General features: G+C 74.3%; 17 protein-coding genes. 10 read left to right on the top strand and 7 right to left on the bottom strand.

What is annotated here, in order from left to right:
* Positions 1-121 precede the first annotated feature (121 nt).
* Positions 122-523, top strand: a complete 402-nt coding sequence (locus tag IE332_RS14195) for a hypothetical protein (RefSeq protein WP_189916157.1) — start codon at positions 122-124, stop codon at positions 521-523.
* 64 nt (positions 524-587) lie between these two features.
* Positions 588-1226, top strand: coding sequence for an ATP-binding protein (locus tag IE332_RS14190; RefSeq protein WP_189916156.1), 639 nt, complete (start codon positions 588-590; stop codon positions 1224-1226).
* A 213-nt stretch (positions 1227-1439) separates the two neighbouring features.
* Here the strand turns inward: IE332_RS14190 and IE332_RS14185 are convergent, their stop codons facing one another.
* Positions 1440-2102, bottom strand: coding sequence for a SigE family RNA polymerase sigma factor (locus tag IE332_RS14185; RefSeq protein WP_444542940.1), 663 nt, complete (start codon positions 2100-2102; stop codon positions 1440-1442).
* Between the two features lie 591 nt (positions 2103-2693).
* Here IE332_RS14185 and IE332_RS14180 point away from each other — a divergent pair.
* From IE332_RS14180 to IE332_RS14165, 4 genes are all read left to right on the top strand, one after another.
* Positions 2694-3371, top strand: a complete 678-nt coding sequence (locus tag IE332_RS14180; protein WP_030257458.1) for a response regulator — start codon at positions 2694-2696, stop codon at positions 3369-3371.
* A 78-nt stretch (positions 3372-3449) separates the two neighbouring features.
* Entirely contained in the window at positions 3450-4997 is a 1548-nt protein-coding gene (locus IE332_RS14175) for an ATP-binding protein (RefSeq protein WP_189916155.1), read from the top strand.
* Positions 4994-5314 (top strand): hypothetical protein, encoded by a 321-nt coding sequence (locus IE332_RS14170; RefSeq protein ID WP_189916154.1) that lies wholly within the window; start codon positions 4994-4996, stop codon positions 5312-5314. Before IE332_RS14175 ends, IE332_RS14170 begins: the two co-directional genes overlap by 4 nt.
* Positions 5315-5478: 164 nt before the next feature.
* Entirely contained in the window at positions 5479-6015 is a 537-nt protein-coding gene (locus IE332_RS14165; protein ID WP_189916153.1) for a VanZ family protein, read from the top strand.
* Here IE332_RS14165 and IE332_RS14160 read toward each other — a convergent pair.
* Entirely contained in the window at positions 5985-6659 is a 675-nt protein-coding gene (locus IE332_RS14160; RefSeq protein ID WP_189916152.1) for a PhzF family phenazine biosynthesis protein, read from the bottom strand. The genes IE332_RS14165 and IE332_RS14160 overlap by 31 nt on opposite strands.
* 147 nt (positions 6660-6806) lie before the next feature.
* On the opposite strand from IE332_RS14160, the gene IE332_RS14155 reads away from it, so the two are divergent.
* The gene (locus tag IE332_RS14155) at positions 6807-7367 is read left to right on the top strand and encodes a hypothetical protein (RefSeq protein ID WP_189916151.1); all 561 of its coding nucleotides are present in this window, start codon (positions 6807-6809) and stop codon (positions 7365-7367) included.
* Between the two features lie 100 nt (positions 7368-7467).
* On the opposite strand, the gene IE332_RS14150 is transcribed toward IE332_RS14155, so the two are convergent.
* Entirely contained in the window at positions 7468-8832 is a 1365-nt protein-coding gene (locus IE332_RS14150; protein WP_189916150.1) for a hypothetical protein, read from the bottom strand.
* A 449-nt stretch (positions 8833-9281) separates the two neighbouring features.
* On the opposite strand from IE332_RS14150, the gene IE332_RS14145 reads away from it, so the two are divergent.
* Positions 9282-9467 (top strand): PspC domain-containing protein, encoded by a 186-nt coding sequence (locus IE332_RS14145; protein ID WP_189916149.1) that lies wholly within the window; start codon positions 9282-9284, stop codon positions 9465-9467.
* A gap of 86 nt (positions 9468-9553) precedes the next feature.
* On the opposite strand, the gene IE332_RS40930 is transcribed toward IE332_RS14145, so the two are convergent.
* The 3 genes from IE332_RS40930 to IE332_RS14130 form a co-directional block, all read right to left on the bottom strand.
* Positions 9554-9922, bottom strand: coding sequence for an ATP-binding protein (locus IE332_RS40930; protein ID WP_229928580.1), 369 nt, complete (start codon positions 9920-9922; stop codon positions 9554-9556).
* A gap of 224 nt (positions 9923-10146) precedes the next feature.
* Positions 10147-11304 (bottom strand): adenosine deaminase, encoded by a 1158-nt coding sequence (locus IE332_RS14135; protein WP_189916148.1) that lies wholly within the window; start codon positions 11302-11304, stop codon positions 10147-10149.
* A gap of 144 nt (positions 11305-11448) precedes the next feature.
* Complete coding sequence (locus IE332_RS14130) at positions 11449-12417, bottom strand: LysR family transcriptional regulator (protein WP_189916147.1); 969 nt, start codon at positions 12415-12417, stop codon at positions 11449-11451.
* A gap of 92 nt (positions 12418-12509) precedes the next feature.
* Here IE332_RS14130 and IE332_RS14125 point away from each other — a divergent pair, with 92 nt between their 5' ends.
* Positions 12510-13793: an MFS transporter gene (locus IE332_RS14125; RefSeq protein ID WP_189916146.1), complete on the top strand. Its 1284-nt coding sequence runs from the start codon at positions 12510-12512 to the stop codon at positions 13791-13793.
* 42 nt (positions 13794-13835) lie between these two features.
* On the top strand, positions 13836-14390 hold the full coding sequence (locus tag IE332_RS14120) for a Uma2 family endonuclease (RefSeq protein WP_189916145.1): 555 nt from the start codon (positions 13836-13838) through the stop codon (positions 14388-14390).
* A 27-nt stretch (positions 14391-14417) separates the two neighbouring features.
* Here the strand turns inward: IE332_RS14120 and IE332_RS14115 are convergent, their stop codons facing one another.
* Positions 14418-15695: a thymidine phosphorylase gene (locus tag IE332_RS14115; RefSeq protein WP_189916144.1), complete on the bottom strand. Its 1278-nt coding sequence runs from the start codon at positions 15693-15695 to the stop codon at positions 14418-14420.
* Positions 15696-15713: the final 18 nt, after the last annotated feature.

Here is a 15713-nt window from a genome sequence, read left to right as displayed (position 1 = left end):
CGCCCCGGCCGCGTTCCGTCGACTTTCGTCACCCCCGCCGCCGACTTTCGACGATCCCGCGGGCCCGCCCGGCCGGGCCAGAATCGCCGGAGACGGAGACGGGGACGATCGAGGGGGACGCATGGGCGAGTTCATCGGCGAGCTGATCGCACTGTTCGCGGACGGCTTCCACCGCAGGTGGCACGTGGCCCGCACCCGGCGCAGGCTGGCCGCCGGCCGTCCGGTGCGGATTCCCTGCTCCGCCCGGTCCGGGCCGCGGCCGGAGTACGTCAACGGCAGCCTGCACATCACGCCGGGCGCCCGGGCCGCGGCCTTCCGCGCCCGCGGCACCGACCGGCTCGACCTGCCCGCCGGGGGCACCTTCCACGAGCCCGAGCCCGACACCTGGCACAGCCAGGACTGGGCCGCCACCGCCTACCTGCCGCCCGGCGCCGAGCAGCCGGTCCACCTCCAGGTGGACAGCCGCTACCTCCCGATGGTCCATGTCGCCCTCGCCGACCCCCGCTCGCGGCAGGTGGCCTGAGTCACCGCCGAAGTCGTGCCGAACGGTTTCGGCATCGGGCCCGGATGCGTCAGACTGGTGTCCCGTGAGTGACTCCCCCATGAACCCCGCACCGGCCGCGCGCGCCCGGGTGATCCTGCTCTCCGGGCCCTCCGGGTCGGGGAAGTCCTCGCTCGCCGAGCGCAGCGGCCTGCCGGTGCTCCAGCTCGACGACTTCTACAAGGACGGGGACGACCCCACGCTGCCGCGGCTGCCGGACGGCGCCGTCGACTGGGACACCCCGCTGGCCTGGCACCGCGACCAGGCCGTCGCCGCCATCCGCGCCCTGCACGAGTGCGGCCGCGCGGACGTCCCGGTGTACTCCATCCCGGACAACGGCCGGATCGGCACCCGCACCCTGGAGCTGGACGGCGCCGACGCGTTCATCGCGGAGGGCATCTTCGCCGCCGAGATCACCGCCGAGTGCGCCGCGGAGGGCCTGCTCGGCGACGCCCTGTGCCTGCGCAACGGCGCGCTCACCACGGCCTGGCGCCGGCTGCGCCGGGACGTCCGGGAGGGCCGCAAGTCGCTGCCGGTGCTGCTGCGCCGGGGCCTGCGGCTGATGCGGGCCGAGCGGTCCATCGTCGGGCGGCAGGTCGAGCTCGGCTCGTACGCGTGCGCCGGCCCGGAGGCCGAGCGGCGGATCCGCGCCGCGTCCCGCTCGACGGAGCTCTCCGCGGCCTGATCCCCCGTCGGCCCGAGCCGCCGCGGCTCCGGCACGGCTCCGGCACGGCACGACGACGGGCCCGGTGCGTCTCCCCCGCACCGGGCCCGTCGCCTTCCCGAACGATCCTCGGCTCCCCCACGGGCATGCTCCCCCGAGCCGCTGCCCCCGGACCGTGACCGTCCGCTTCCCGTCCCCCGACGGGAGTCCTCGCCCGCGCGCCGTCCGGCCGCGTTACGCGACCAGCTCGCCGAACGCCCGGACGGTGTCGCCCGACTTGTTCAGGTGCTCGTCGTCGCGCAGCCGGCGCAGGGCGCGCCAGATGCTGCTCTTGACCGTGCCGACGCTGATCCCCAGCACGTCGGCGATCTCCGGGTCGGTCTTGCCCTCGTAGTACCGCAGCACCAGCATGGTCCGCTGGTTCTCCGGCAGCTTCGCCAGCGCCTGCCAGAGCACGGTGCGCAGCTCGGTGCCGCCCATCGCGTCGGTGTCGCCGGCCGTCTCCGGCAGCTCCTCGGTCGGGTACTCGTTGACCTTGCGGCGCCGCCAGGCGGAGATGTGCAGGTTGGTCATGGTGCGGCGGAGGTAGCCCCCGACCGCGGCCTTGTCGGTGATCCGGCCCCAGGCCCGGTAGGTGCTGAAGAGCGCGCTCTGCAGCAGGTCCTCGGCCTCGTAGCGGTCACCGGTGAGGTGGTAGGCCGTGGCGTACAGGGAGGCGCGGCGCTCGCGCACGTACGCGGTGAACTCCGTGATGTGGTCCTCCGCGGCGGCCGAGTGCTCCCCCTGCGCGCCTCCCTGTCCGGCCTCGGTGGTGCGGGCCGCCGCGGGGTTCAGCCGCAGCAGCGTCGCACCGGCGGCCTCGCGCCCGGACGGTTCCCCCGAACCGACCGCGCGCAGACCGTTCCCCCCGGTCCCCCGGTTCCCCCCCGGGGTGTCCTTGCCCTCACCGCGCACGGGGAGGATCCCCCGCAGCGTGAGGGTGCTGGCGGAGTCGGCCGAACTCCCCAGCCGGCCGATCCCGTACAGCTCCCCCGTCCTGCCGCCTCCGCTCACCCGGTGAGCGGCAGGGTTTCCACCGGTGCTGTGCGCGCACCCCCGTACGGTCACGGCACCGGAGTTCTCGTCGGTCCTGACCTCGTAGCGGGTCCGGTGGGCGGTGGCTGACGAACGCGCGGTGCGGACAGCCGGGTTGGTCCGGGTCTGAAGCGTGGCGTTCATCGTGCGCCCCCTGGGTCGGTACGAGCGGTTCCGGTAGCCGCCCTCCAGCCGGCCTCTTCGGCCCGCTGTCCTGCGGCGACATGGAAAATCCTGCCCGCCGGTTGTGATGGCGCTGTCCGCCGACTGTCACAGGGGTGTCACAGGCGGGGGCCTTTCGTCCCGGTCCGCCTCCCTCCGAACCGGACGCCGGTGGCGGTGCTTCCGGTTCCCGTGCGGGACGTGATCGGCCCGGGGGGTGATTCGGGGCTGCGGGTGGGCCAAAATGGGGCCGTGCCTTTCCTCCTATTGATCGAGGACGACGACGCCATCCGGACCGGCCTCGAACTCGCTCTCACCCGCCAGGGCCACCGCGTGGCCACCGCCGCCTCCGGCGAGGACGGCCTGAGGCTCTTCAAGGAGCAGCGGCCCGACCTGATCGTCCTGGACGTGATGCTGCCCGGAATCGACGGCTTCGAGGTCTGCCGCCGGATCCGCCGCACCGACCAGCTGCCGATCATCCTGCTGACCGCCCGCTCGGACGACATCGACGTGGTGGTCGGCCTGGAGTCCGGCGCGGACGACTACGTGGTGAAGCCGGTGCAGCCGCGCGTGCTGGATGCCAGGATCCGGGCGGTGCTGCGCCGCGGCGAGCGGGAGAGCTCCGACTCCTCCGCGTACGGCAGCGTGGTGATCGACCGGGCCGCGATGACCGTCACCAAGGACGGGCAGGACCTCCAGCTCACCCCGACCGAGCTGCGGCTGCTGCTGGAGCTCAGCCGGCGCCCCGGGCAGGCGCTCTCCCGCCAGCAGCTGCTGCGGCTGGTCTGGGAGCACGACTACCTGGGCGACTCCCGCCTGGTGGACGCCTGCGTGCAGCGGCTCCGGGCCAAGGTCGAGGACGTGCCGTCCGCGCCGACCCTGATCCGCACCGTGCGCGGGGTCGGCTACCGGCTGGACCCGCCGGCCTGACCGGCGCCGACCGACCCGGCCCGACCCGTCCGGCCCGACCCGTCCGACTCCTGACCGCCCGCATCACGACAGGCTCCTGTGACTGACCATCAGACGACTGCCCGGCGCTTCCCGGCGGCCCGGTGGCGCCGGCTGCGCTCCCTGCGGGTCCGGCTGATCGCGGTGTTCGCGGCGGTCGCGCTGCTCGCCGCCGTCTCGGCCTCCGGCATCGCGTACTGGCTGAACCGCGACGCGGTGCTCAAGCGCGCCCAGGACACCGCGCTGAACGACTTCCGGGTCTCGCTCAGCCGCAACGTCTCCGAGCTGCCGCTGAACGCCGCCTGCCCGGAGCTGGCCGCACTGGCCTCCAACGTCGCCAGCTCCGGCCTGAGTTACGACGTGGTGGTGGTCGACCCGGCGCACCCGGAGTGCGCCGCGGCCTCCTCCGACCCGACCCGCTTCACGCTCGCCGACGTACCGGCCGCGCTGCAGTCCACGGTCGCCAAGCCGCGCGAGGTCTCCGAGAGCAACCCGTACCCGTACCACCTGTACTGGCAGCGGCAGAACCTGGGCGGCCGGCCGTTCGTGATCGGCGGCACCAAGGTGGTGCCGGGCGGCCCGACGGCGTACATGTTCAAGTCGCTGGAGAACGAGCGGGCCGACCTCAACACCCTGGGCTGGTCGCTGGCCATCGCCACCCTGCTCGCGCTGATCGGTTCGGCGCTGCTCGCCCAGGCCGCCTCGGCCACCGTGCTGCGGCCGGTCAAGCGGCTCGGCGACGCCGCCCGGCGACTCGGCGAGGGACACCTGGACACCCGGCTCGAAGTCGACGGCTCGGACGAACTCGCCGACCTGGCGCGGACCTTCAACCGCACCGCCGAGCAGCTGCACGAGCAGGTCGAGGAGCTGAGCGCGCGCGAGGCGCAGAGCCGGCGGTTCGTCGCCGACATGTCGCACGAGCTGCGCACCCCGCTGACCGCGATGACGGCGGTCACCGACATCCTGGAGGACGAGGCCGAGTCGCTGGACCCGATGATCGAGCCGGCCGTCCGGCTGGTGGTCAGCGAGACCCGGCGGCTGTCCGACCTGGTCGAGAACCTGATGGAGGTGACCCGCTTCGACGCGGGCACCGCCAAGCTGGTCGCCGACGAGGTGGACGTCGCCGACCTGATCATGTCCTGCATCGACGGCCGGGCCTGGTACGACGCCGTCGAACTGGACGCCCCGCGCGGGGTCCTCGCCGTGGTCGACCCGCGCCGGCTCGACGTGGTCTTCGCCAACCTGATCGGCAACGCGCTCAAGCACGGCGGCTCGCCGGTGCGGGTGAAGGTCCGGCAGACCGGGGAGTCGGTCGTGATCGAGGTCTCCGACAGCGGCCCGGGCATCCCCGAGGACGTGCTGCCGCACGTCTTCGACCGGTTCTACAAGGCGGACCGGGGGCGGGCCCGCTCGGAGGGCAGCGGTCTGGGCCTGTCCATCGCGATGGCCAACGCGCAGATACACGGGGGGACGATCACGGCGGCGAACGGGGAGGTCGGCGCGGTGTTCACCCTGACGCTGCCGCTGACCCCGCCGCCTCCGCCGTCCGCGGGCGTGGCCGAGGGCGGCCCCGCGCGCGACGCCGCCGAGGACAAGGACGCCACGTGACCGCCCCCACCCGCACCACCCTGCGCCGCGCCGCCGGCGTGCTGTTCCTGCTCGCGCTGGCCTCCGGCTGCGGCATCCGGCCGACCGCCGTACCGGTCGACGCGGGCGCCCCGGCCAGCCGCACGGCCTGCCCGACCGCCCCGCACATACCGACGGCCCTGGTCACCCCGCCCGGCCCCGCACCGCTGGTGACCCCGGCCCGCGGCGCCGTCAAGGGCACCGCGAGCCCGAGCCCCTCGCCCACCCCGGTGACACCGGGCAGCCCGCCGCCGGACAACGTCTTCGGCGCGGTGCCGACGGCCGCCCCCTGCAAGTAGCCCGGGCCGGCGCGGCGAGCGCCGGGGGCGCGGCCTGGAATGTTCACGCCCGGCGTGGAACCGCCGCGCCACCGGCTCACGTCCTTCCCCCCGTGCAGCGAGATGGCACCAGGACACGCGACGAGCGTTCCGGCGCGGGGACCGAGAGCAGCCCGGCGGCGGTCGTGCACCGATCCCTCCGGTCGGCCGGACTGGCGGGCCTGGCCTGCCACCTGGCGCTGGTGCTCTGGCTGGTCCTGAGACCGCTGCCGGTGGCCTGGGTGTACGACGCCAACCTGACCCCGTTCGCCTCGCTCCGCTCCTCCAGCGCCTGGCAGGTGTTCGGCGAGTTCCTGCTGCTGGCCCCGCTCGGCGTCCTCCTGCCGCTGGCCGGCGGCCGCCTCCGGGCCCCCTGGCTGCCGTCCTTCCTGCGCACCACCGGCGTGTCCGCGCTGCTGGCGACCGGGCTGGAGTTCCTCTCCTCCTGGACGCCCGGGCACGTCCTCAACGTGGACCACATACTGTTCGCCGTGATCGGCGTGGGCGGCGCCCACCTCGCCCTGGTCCCCGGCCTGCGGCACCTGCTGCGGGAGCGGCGGCCGCGGGCCCCCCGGGCGGCCGTGCCGGGCGTCCCGCCGGTGTCCGCCGTCGCCAGGGTGGCGGCCGTCGCGCCCGCCGCCCGCCCGCGCGCCTACGCGGAGCCGACGCCGCCCGGACGCTGAGCCGGCCCCGGCACCACCCGGCCGCCGACCTCGATCAGCCCGCCCGGGCGCGGCCCGGTCAGCAGCAGCGAGCCGCGGCCCTGCGTGACGGTCAGCGCCCGCCCGAGCCGCGCGGTCAGCAACAGGGCGGCCGCACCGGTCGCCTCGTCCTCGTCGATGCCGTCCCCCCGCCCGGGGAAGCCCCGCGCCCGGACGGTGCCCGCCGCCTCGTCCTGCCAGGCCCAGGCGTAGACCCACTCCCCGGGCGGCGGCACCTCCAGCGCCTCCACCTCGGCCGCCGAGCCGTACTCCCGCAGCGTCCGCGGCGGGGCCCACTCCGGCCGGGCCTCGATCAGCGTCAGCCCGTCCGCGCGCCGTACGCCCACCACGCCGGCGGCCGTGACCAGCCGGTCCACGCCGAGCAGCCAGGCCGCGCCCACGCACGGGTGGCCGGCGAAGGGCAGGCGCAGCGTCGGGGTGTAGATGTCGATCTCCCCGCGCTCCGGGTCGTCGACGAACACCGTCTCGCTGAAGCCGAGTTCGCCCGCGATCCACTGCCGGTCCGCGCGCTCGGGCACGGCGGCGCCGTCGCGCACGACGCCGAGCTCGTTCCCGTACCGCCCGTCAGGCCCGCAAAAGACCCGCAGCACCTCATAATCAGTCATTTCCCACCTCGTCAATTGCCGCGGCGGCAGAGCGCAACGACACCGTGATGTAAAGGCGACGACGGATGTCGGCCGTCTCCAGTACTGTGCGCTCTCGTCCCCGAAACGGTTCTGCCGTTGTTTCTTCCCTCTCACAGGAAACCCCCCTTGAACAATCTCGATTTCAGCGCCGAACCGCTCTTCTCCTGGTACGCCGTCCTGCTGGCGGTCAGCGGCGTGCTCATGCTGGGCCTCGGCGCCGTCGCCGGCGGCCTGAAGGTCGGCCTGCGGATCCTCAACGTCGTGGTCGGCCTCGGTTTCCTGGGGTACGCCTACTACCTCGTGTTCGTCTTCGAGGGCGGCACGTACTACATCTTCTTCAAGGTGTTCATCCTGCCGGTCGCGATCATCGTCGGCTCGGTGAAGGCGCTCGTGGAGCGCAGCAACGCCAAGCAGCTGCCGGCCCCGCAGGCCGCCGCGTTCGACCCCAACGCCCCCCAGGCGCCGTACAACCCGAACGCGCCGTACAACCCCAACGCCCCGCAGGCGCCGTACCAGCCGGGCGCGCCCGTCCCGCCGGCCGCGCCCCAGGCGGCTCCGCCCGTGCCGCCGCAGGGCGCCGCGGCCTACCAGCCGGCCGTCCCGCCGCAGCCGGTGGCGGACAACCCGTACGCGCAGCCCGCGCCGCCGGCCCAGCCCGGGCAGCCGCAGCCGCCGCAGGCGGGCTGACGGCAGGGCCCAGGCCCGCGCCCGCCGTACGAACGCCGGAAGGCCCGTCCGTCACCCGCTCACGCAGCGGGGACGGACGGGCCTTCCGGCGTGTCCGGGCTCAGATGTGCTTGCGGCGGCGCGCCACGACCAGCGTGCCCACGCCGAGGGCGATCGCGACCGCGCCGGTGATCGCCATCGGCTCCGAGGCGGAGCCGCCGCCGGTGGAGGCCAGCCGGGGGCCCGCTGCCGGGGCCTGGGCCGGGGCAGGGGCGGCGACCACCGGCATGCCGATCGCCACCGGGCTGGGCTCCGCGCTGGTGGCTTGGGTGACCGGGACCACCGGGGCGATGGACGGCCGGGCGGTGGTCGGCGTCGGGGCGGCCGGGGAGGTGGGGGCCGGCGGGGCGGTGGTCGCCGCGGCCTCGATCGTGAAGCCGGCCTTCGGGCTGGACGCCTCGGCGCCGCTCTCGCCGGCGCCGGGCAGGCTGCCCGCCAGCGCCGCCAGGGACTGGGCGCCGGCCGGGGCGTCCTTGGTGAAGGACAGCCGGACGTCGATCGTGCGGGTCTCGCCCTTCGCCAGGAGGATCACGTCGGTGCTCTTGTCCCCGGTCCGCAGCCCGTAGTAGAGCCAGCCCGGGTGCTCCGAGTTGCCGCCGGGGGTGCCCTCCAGCCACTCCCCGCCGACCATCCGGAAGTCGAACCTGACGGCTTCGGAGGGGAGTTCGGTGGCTCCCTGGAACACGATCGCGGGCAGGATCCGGAGGTCCCGGCCGCTGTTGTTCACGAAGACCAGCTTGAACGGCTTCGGCTCGCCGCCCGCGGTGAAGGCGGCGGGCAGTCCGTCGAGCCTGGCGTCGGGGGTGGCGGCGGGCGTGGGGGCCGGGGTGGTCGGCGCGACCGCCGGGGTGATGACCAGGTCCGGGTAGCCGCTCAGCGCGGTGGAGACGCGCTGTTCCGGCGGCAGCGTGGGGTCCGAGACGACGGCGGTGAAGCCCGGCGTCACCCGCCCGGCCGGGGCGTCGGCGGCGACGGTGAGCCGGAGCCGGTAGACGGCCTCGGCACCGGCCGCCAGGTGCGGCACGGCGGGCCGGCCGAGCTCCCAGACGCCGCCGACGCTCGCGGCGTTCACCTTGGCGTCCTGCCACTGCGTACCGCCGGGCGCCTGGTACTCCAGCTTGAACTGGCTCTGCTTGGTGCCGGTGCCGGTGTCCGCGATGACGAAGGTGGCCGCCGCCACGTCCACCGGGTGGTCGGCGGTGTTCTTGAGCGTCCCGGTGAACTCCACCGGCGCGCCGCCCGTCTTCACGGTGCCGGGCAGGCCCGCGAGCGCGACCGTGACCGGCGAGGGCTGGGCCTGGCCGCCCTGGGGCGTCGCGACGGCCCCCGAGGCGGCGGAGACGGCCGGGGCCTCGACGACGGCCACACCGGAGGCCAGTGTGACGGCGGCGGTCGCGGCCAGGAATCTGCGATGCCGAGTGCGCAATTTCAACCCCACGAGAGAATTCGGACAGAGCCCAACGGAACGTGAAATCGCTTGCGAGAGAGGCCATTTCCTGGCGATGGCGCGCCGATGTTCTGCCCCCCGACCAACAGCGACTGCGGCATCATACCGAGCCGTTTCCACGTGCCCGTGACGGGAGGGTGGAGGCCTTCGTCCCGGGCGCCGGGGACGATCGTCCTCAGGGTGACCCTGAGGGGGACCCCGACGTCCGGCTACGCCTCCCCGGTGACCCGTCGGGGTACGGAATCACCTGGCGGGCGGAGGATTCCCGGGCGTCGACGGCGGAGTATGGACGTACGCCCGCCGGACCGGCCGGACCGGGCCGCCACCGTGCGGACAGATCAGGAGACCATCATGAGCGAGCGAAGCGAGCGAGTCGTCAGAAGGCGCGCATGGGCGAATGCCCCTGCCGAGCGCAGCGAGGTGGGGGCATGAGCGCGCGCCTCGCCCGTCCCCGCCGCAACCGCGTCATCGCCGGCGTCTGCGCCGGGATCGCCGAGCGCTTCGGCCTGACCCCGTGGACCGTCCGGCTGATCTTCCTGCTCTCCTGCCTGCTGCCCGGCCCGCAGTTCCTGCTCTACCTCGCCCTCTGGCTGCTCCTCCCCCAGGAGCCGTGAGCTGCGGAGGGCGCCATGACGACGGGCCGCCCGCCCCCGGTTCATCCCGGGGGCGGGCGGCCCGTCGTGGTGCCGCTTGCCGCTGATCAGCCACCCAGGCCGGGCAGGGGCAGCGCGCCGGTGAGCCCGCCGATCGGGGTCTTGTCGAGACCCGGAACGCTCGGGACGGCGCCGCGCTGCTGGGTGACGCCGGCGACCGGGGCCGCCTCGACCGGGGCGGCGTGACCGACGCTCGGGGCGAGGGTGCCCAGCGTGCCGGTGACCTTGTCGCCGCCGGGCAGCTTGGCCGCGGTGTCGGTGACCGCCCCGGTCACCGCGGGGTTCGTCACCGCGCCGGTGGGCAGCCCGAGGCCGCCGGCCGCCGGGGCGGCGTCGGCGGAGGCGGTGCCGGCGCCGACCGCCGCGATGGCGATGCCGAGCGCCGCGGTGCCTGCGGCCTTGAGAGCCTGCTTCATGGTTCGTCCCCTTGGGTCCTCGTCGGTGGCCGGCCACGTGCGCGGGAGCGACGGCCGGGCGGCCGCCATCGCGCCTGGTCGGTAATGACTGGCACACCGTAGTGAGCCGGTCGCGTGAGAACCAAAGGCCGTTCACTCACTGGAGTGAGTAGTCGGATGAACGCCAACTTCCGTAGCAGAGTTGGACGTTCATCCGACCACCGGGAACGTGTTCGCCCGGCGGCTCAGTTGCCGCCGGTGCCCGCGCTGAACAGCCACTCCGCCTTCAGCTCGGCGTAGCCCGGCTTGATCACGTCGTTGATCATCGCCAGCCGCTCGTCGAACGGCAGGAACGCGGACTTCATCGCGTTCACCGTGAACCACTCCAGGTCCGCCAGCGTGTAGCCGAAGGCCTCCACCACGTGGCCGAACTCCTGGCTCATGCTGGTGCCGCTCATCAGCCGGTTGTCGGTGTTCACGGTGATCCGGAACTTCAGCCGGCTGAGCAGGCCGATCGGGTGCTCGGCGTACGAAGTCGCCGCACCGGTCTGGATGTTGGAGGTGGGGCACATCTCCAGCGGGATGCGCTTGTCGCGCACGTACGCGGCCAGCCGGCCGAGCTGGACCGAGCCGTCCTCGCCCACGGTGATGTCGTCGACGATCCGCACGCCGTGGCCGAGCCGGTCGGCGCCGCAGCACTGCAGGGCCTCCCAGATCGACGGCAGGCCGAAGGCCTCGCCGGCGTGGATGGTGAAGTGGTTGTTCTCGCCCTTGAGGTAGTCGAAGGCGGCCTGGTGGCGGGTGGGGGGGTAGCCCGCCTCGGCGCCCGCGATGTCGAAGCCGACGACGCCCTGGTCGCGGTGGCGGTTGGCCAGCTCCGCGATCTCCTGCGAGCGGGCGGCGTGCCGCATCGCGGTGATCAGCGTGCCGATGCGGATCCGGTGGCCGGCCGCGCGGGCGTTGGCCTCGCCGAGCCGGAAGCCCTCCTGGACGGCCTCGACGACCTCGTCCAGGGTCAGGCCGGCCTCCAGGTGCTGCTCGGGGGCGTAGCGGACCTCGGCGTACACGACGCCGTCGGCGGCCAGGTCCTCGGCGCAGTCGGCGGCGACCTTGATCAGGGCCTCACGGGTCTGCATCACGGCGCAGGTGTGCGCGAAGGTCTCCAGGTAGCGGACCAGCGAGCCGGAGTCGGCGGCCTCGCGGAACCACTCGCCGAGCTCCTTGGGGTCGGTGGTGGGGAGGCCCTGGTAGCCGACGGCGGCGGCCAGCTCGACCACGGTCTCCGGGCGCAGTCCGCCGTCGAGGTGGTCGTGCAGCAGGACCTTCGGTGCGCGGCGGATCTGGTCGGCGGTGGGAATGCGCGGGCCGGTGCCCGCGGTGGTGACGGGGATCTGCTTCTCCATTGCGGAAATATAGCCCCTACGCGCGTAGACCGACCACCGGGCACAGGGCCGGATGGTCCAAACTCCACCCCGGATTCCACCTCCCGGGCCATACGATCCGCCAAACGGCCGCCCGCACCGCCTGTGCCGCCCGTGCCGCCCGGATCAGTCGTGCTGGAGCAGCCGGCCGCGCCGGGACAGCACGAAGTCCCGGAACGCCGCCGCCGGCGGGGTCAGCGGCCGCCCCGCCGCCCAGGCCAGCCCGACCGCCCGCCGGGTGCGCGGCGCCGTCACCTCCAGCTCCACCACCCCCGGCCGGGGCACCAGGGCCGGCGGCAGCAGCGCCACCCCCAGCCCGGCCGCCACCAGCCCGCGCAGCGTCTCCGCCTCCTCGCCCTCGAACGCCAGCCGCGGCACGAACCCGGCCTCCGCGCAGAAGCCGTCCGTGATCACCCGCAGCCCGTACCCCTGCTCCAGCCCGACGAACGGCTCCTCGGCCACCTCCGCCAGCCGGATCCGCCGCCGCCCGGCCAGCCGGTGGTCCGCCGGGACGACCAGGTGCAGACGTTGCTCCTCCAGCGGGCGGGCCACGAACGCCGGATCGTCCGGCGGCGGCGCCACCAGGCAGAGGTCCAACTCGCCCGCCCGCAGCCGCTCCAGCATCGCCGCGCCGTAGTCCTGCACCAGCTGGAACCGCACCCTCGGGTGCGCCGCGCGGAACCCCCGCAGCAGCGCCGGCACCGCGTCCGGCCCCATCGTGTGCAGGAAGCCGAAGGCCACCAGCCCCACCTCCGGGTCCGCCTCCGCCCGGGCCGCCCGCGCGCCGCGCTCGACCTCCGCCAGCGCCCGCTCCACCGAGGCCAGCAGCAGCCGCCCCGCCCTGGTCAGCCGGACCGTACGGCCCTGACGGGCCAGCAGGTCCACCCCCAGCTCCGCCTCCAGCCGGGCCACCGCGCGCGACAGCGTCGGCTGCGGCACCCCGAGCACCGCGGCCGCCTGCGTCACGTGCTCGAGCCGGGCCACCGCGGCGAACTGCGCCAGCCGCGGCGCCAGCAGGACGGCCGGCTCCTCCGGCCCCAACTCGGCCGCCCGGTAAGGCTGGTCCCCGCCGTCCGCCGGTTCCGTACCCGCCATTCCGCCACCACCTCGACTCATACGCCAGTGCATCGATCATCCCCACTTCATGCATTGGACGCATCAACGGGGGCAGGCCTACGGTCGACGCCATGCAGCCCTCCAGTACCAGGGCATCCGTCCCCGCCCCGGATGCCGCCGCCACCGATCCCGCCGGCCGCCCCGCCGAGGACGACCGCCACCGCCCCGGCCGGCCCGGCTTCCGCCGCGCCAACCTCGCGCTGTTCGCCGCCGGGGTCGCCACCTTCGTCCTGCTCTACTCCACCCAGGGCCTGCTGCCGGTCCTCTCGGCCGACCTCGACCTCACCCCCGGCCAGGCCAGCTGGACGGCCTCCGCCGCCACCCTCGGACTCGCCCTCGGCCTGCTCCCCGCCAGCGCGCTCTCCGACCGGTACGGCCGCACCGCGGTGATGACGGCCTCCACCCTCGCCGCCTCCGTCCTCGCCCTCGCCCTGCCCCTCGCCCCGGACCTGACCACCCTCGTCGTGCTGCGGGTCGTCCAGGGCGCCGCCCTCGCCGGGCTCCCGGCCACCGCCATGGCCTACCTCGCCGAGGAGGTCCACCCCAGCGCGCTGGCCTCCGCGATGGGCCTGTACGTGGCCGGCAACAGCATCGGCGGCATGGGCGGCCGGCTGCTCTCCGGCTGGACCGCCGCCGCCCTCGGCTGGCGCTGGGGCCTCGCCGCCTCCGCCGCCCTCGCGCTGCTCGCCACGCTCGTCTTCCGGCTGCTGATCCCCGCCGCCCGGCACTTCAGCCCCGCCCCGGTGGACCCCCGCGCCCTCGCCCGCACCGTCGGAGGGCACCTGCGCAACCCGCTGCTGGTCCGGCTGTACGCGCTCGGGCTGCTCTTCATGGCCGTGTTCGGCGCGGTCTACAACACCGTCGGGTACCGGCTGATCTCCGCGCCGTTCCACCTGCCGGAGTCGGTCGCCGCCTCGATCTTCGCGGTCTACCTGGTCGGCACCGGCACCTCCGCCGCGGCCGGACGCCTCTCCGCCCGCCTCGGCCGCCGCGGCGCCCTCTACGTCGCCATCGGGGTGACCTCGGCCGGCCTGCTGCTCTCCCTCGCCGAGTCCCTGGCCTGCGCCCTGCTCGGCCTGGTCCTGATCACCGCCGGCTTCTTCGCCGGCCACGCCACCGCCTCCGCCGCGGTCGGCCGCACCGCCACCGAGGGCCGCGCCCAGGCCTCCGCCCTCTACCTGATCGCCTACTACCTCGGCAACAGCCTCGGCGGCACCCTCGGCGCCGACGCCTACCACGCCACCGGCTGGCCCGGCGCCGCCACCGTCGGCCTCACCGCCATGACCCTCGCCGCCGGAGTCACCCTCTACGCCACCCACCGCGCCCATGCCACGGCGCAACGGACGGTCACCTGAAGCTGACATCGCGTGTCAGGCCCCGCCGATACACTCCGGAACATGAGCATCGATCCTGCTGTGTACGCCCGGCTGCGCGAGATCGCGGAACAGCTACCGCAGGTGCCGGGCGTAGGGAAGGTCGAGATCGCCGATGGCGAGATCGTCATGATGATGTCGCCGGTGAAGCGCCACGAGCTCGCGGTCATCCGCCTGGCCCGGCAGCTCAACTCCCAATTGCCCCAGACTCATCCCGGCTACATCGCCCACGGCGGCGCGGACTTGGAGGACGTCGGCCTCGGCCGCCTCCGGAACCCGGACCTGATGGTGTTCCCCGAGGCGGATCTGGACGACGACAAGCCCGCCCTCCTACCCCACGAGATCCTCCTGGTCGTGGAGATCGTCTCCAAGTCCAATCCCGAGAACGACTACCACGGCAAGGTCCGCGACTACTCGGCCATGGGTATTCCGATGTATCTCCTCGTCGACCCCCGCAAGGGCACCGGAATCATCCACGACGGCCCTGGCTACACCTCCCGCGAGAAGTTCAAGTTCGGCGACACGATCACCGTCGGGCCCTGGACCCTCGACACCGGCGTCCTGCGGACGTACGCCTGAGCGCACGTCCGCAGGAGCCGGGCGTGATCAGGCGATGCGGTCCAGCACGATCGGGTTCGGGGTGAACGCCGTGCCGGCCGGGGCGACGGTGATGCCGCCGGCGAGGGCCTCGATGGCGTAGTCGTAGCGCTCGGGGGTGTCGGTGTGGAGGGTCAGCAGGGGCTGGCCGGCCACCACGGTGTCGCCGGGCTTGGCGTGCATCTCGACGCCGGCGCCGGCCTGGACCGGGTCCTCCTTGCGGGCGCGGCCGGCGCCCAGGCGCCAGGCGCAGACGCCGACGGCGTAGGCGTCGAGCTCGGTGAGCACGCCGGAGGCGGGCGCGGGGATGACGTGCTGCTCGCGGGCGACCGGGAGCGGGGCGTCGACGTCGCCGCCCTGGGCGGCGATCATGCGGCGCCAGTGGTCCATCGCGGAGCCGTCGCGCAGCGCGTCCGCCGGGTCCTTGCCGTGCACGCCGGCCGCGGCGAGCATCTCGCGGGCCAGCGCGAGGGTGAGCTCGACGACGTCGGCGGGGCCGCCGCCGGCCAGCACCTCGACGGACTCCCGGACCTCCAGCGCGTTGCCGGCGGTGAGGCCGAGCGGGGTGGACATGTCGGTGAGCAGTGCGACGGTGTTGACCCCGGCGGTGGTGCCGAGGCCGACCATGGTGCGGGCGAGCTCGCGGGCGTCGTCGAGGTTCTTCATGAACGCGCCGGAGCCGACCTTGACGTCGAGGACGAGCGCGCCGGTGCCCTCGGCGATCTTCTTGGACATGATCGAGGAGGCGATCAGCGGGATGGCCTCGACGGTGCCGGTGACGTCGCGCAGCGCGTACAGCTTCTTGTCGGCGGGCGCCAGGCCGTCGCCGGCCGCGCAGATGACCGCGCCGGCGCCGCGCAGGACGTCCATCATCTCGTCGTTGGAGAGCAGGGCGCGCCAGCCGGGGATGGACTCCAGCTTGTCCAGGGTGCCGCCGGTGTGGCCGAGGCCGCGGCCGGAGAGCTGCGGAACGGCGGCGCCGCAGGCGGCGACCAGCGGGGCGAGCGGGAGGGTGATCTTGTCGCCGACGCCGCCGGTGGAGTGCTTGTCGCTGGTGGGCAGCGGCAGCGAGGAGAAGTCCATCCGGACGCCGGAGCGGATCATGGCGTCGGTCCAGCGGCTGATCTCGCGCGGCTTCATGCCGTTCAGCAGGATCGCCATGGCCAGCGCGGACATCTGCTCGTCGGCGACCTCGCCGCGGGTGTAGGCGTCGATGACCCAGTCGATCTGAGCGTCGCTCAGCTCTCCGCGGTCGCGCTTGGTCCTGATGACGGAGATGGCGTCCATGCGTGCTCCCAGTGGGGT

This window comes from Kitasatospora xanthocidica, assembly GCF_014656195.1.
Classification (GTDB): Bacteria; Actinomycetota; Actinomycetes; order Streptomycetales; family Streptomycetaceae; genus Kitasatospora; species Kitasatospora xanthocidica.
The sequence above is the reverse complement of the archived record's forward strand: the minus strand, read 5'-3'. Positions and strand labels throughout refer to the sequence as shown.

Bases quoted from the DNA above. Each gene is read 5' to 3' on its own strand.
- IE332_RS14195 (WP_189916157.1), top strand. From the start codon at position 122: ATGGGCGAGTTCATCGGCGAGCTGATCGCACTGTTCGCGGACGGCTTC.
- IE332_RS14160 (WP_189916152.1), bottom strand. From the start codon at position 6,659: ATGACTGATTATGAGGTGCTGCGGGTCTTTTGCGGGCCTGACGGGCGG.
- IE332_RS14145 (WP_189916149.1), top strand. From the start codon at position 9,282: ATGAGCGCGCGCCTCGCCCGTCCCCGCCGCAACCGCGTCATCGCCGGC.
- IE332_RS40930 (WP_229928580.1), bottom strand. From the start codon at position 9,922: ATGAAGCAGGCTCTCAAGGCCGCAGGCACCGCGGCGCTCGGCATCGCC.
- IE332_RS14135 (WP_189916148.1), bottom strand. From the start codon at position 11,304: ATGGAGAAGCAGATCCCCGTCACCACCGCGGGCACCGGCCCGCGCATT.
- IE332_RS14130 (WP_189916147.1), bottom strand. From the start codon at position 12,417: ATGGCGGGTACGGAACCGGCGGACGGCGGGGACCAGCCTTACCGGGCG.
- IE332_RS14125 (WP_189916146.1), top strand. From the start codon at position 12,510: ATGCAGCCCTCCAGTACCAGGGCATCCGTCCCCGCCCCGGATGCCGCC.
- IE332_RS14120 (WP_189916145.1), top strand. From the start codon at position 13,836: ATGAGCATCGATCCTGCTGTGTACGCCCGGCTGCGCGAGATCGCGGAA.
- IE332_RS14115 (WP_189916144.1), bottom strand. From the start codon at position 15,695: ATGGACGCCATCTCCGTCATCAGGACCAAGCGCGACCGCGGAGAGCTG.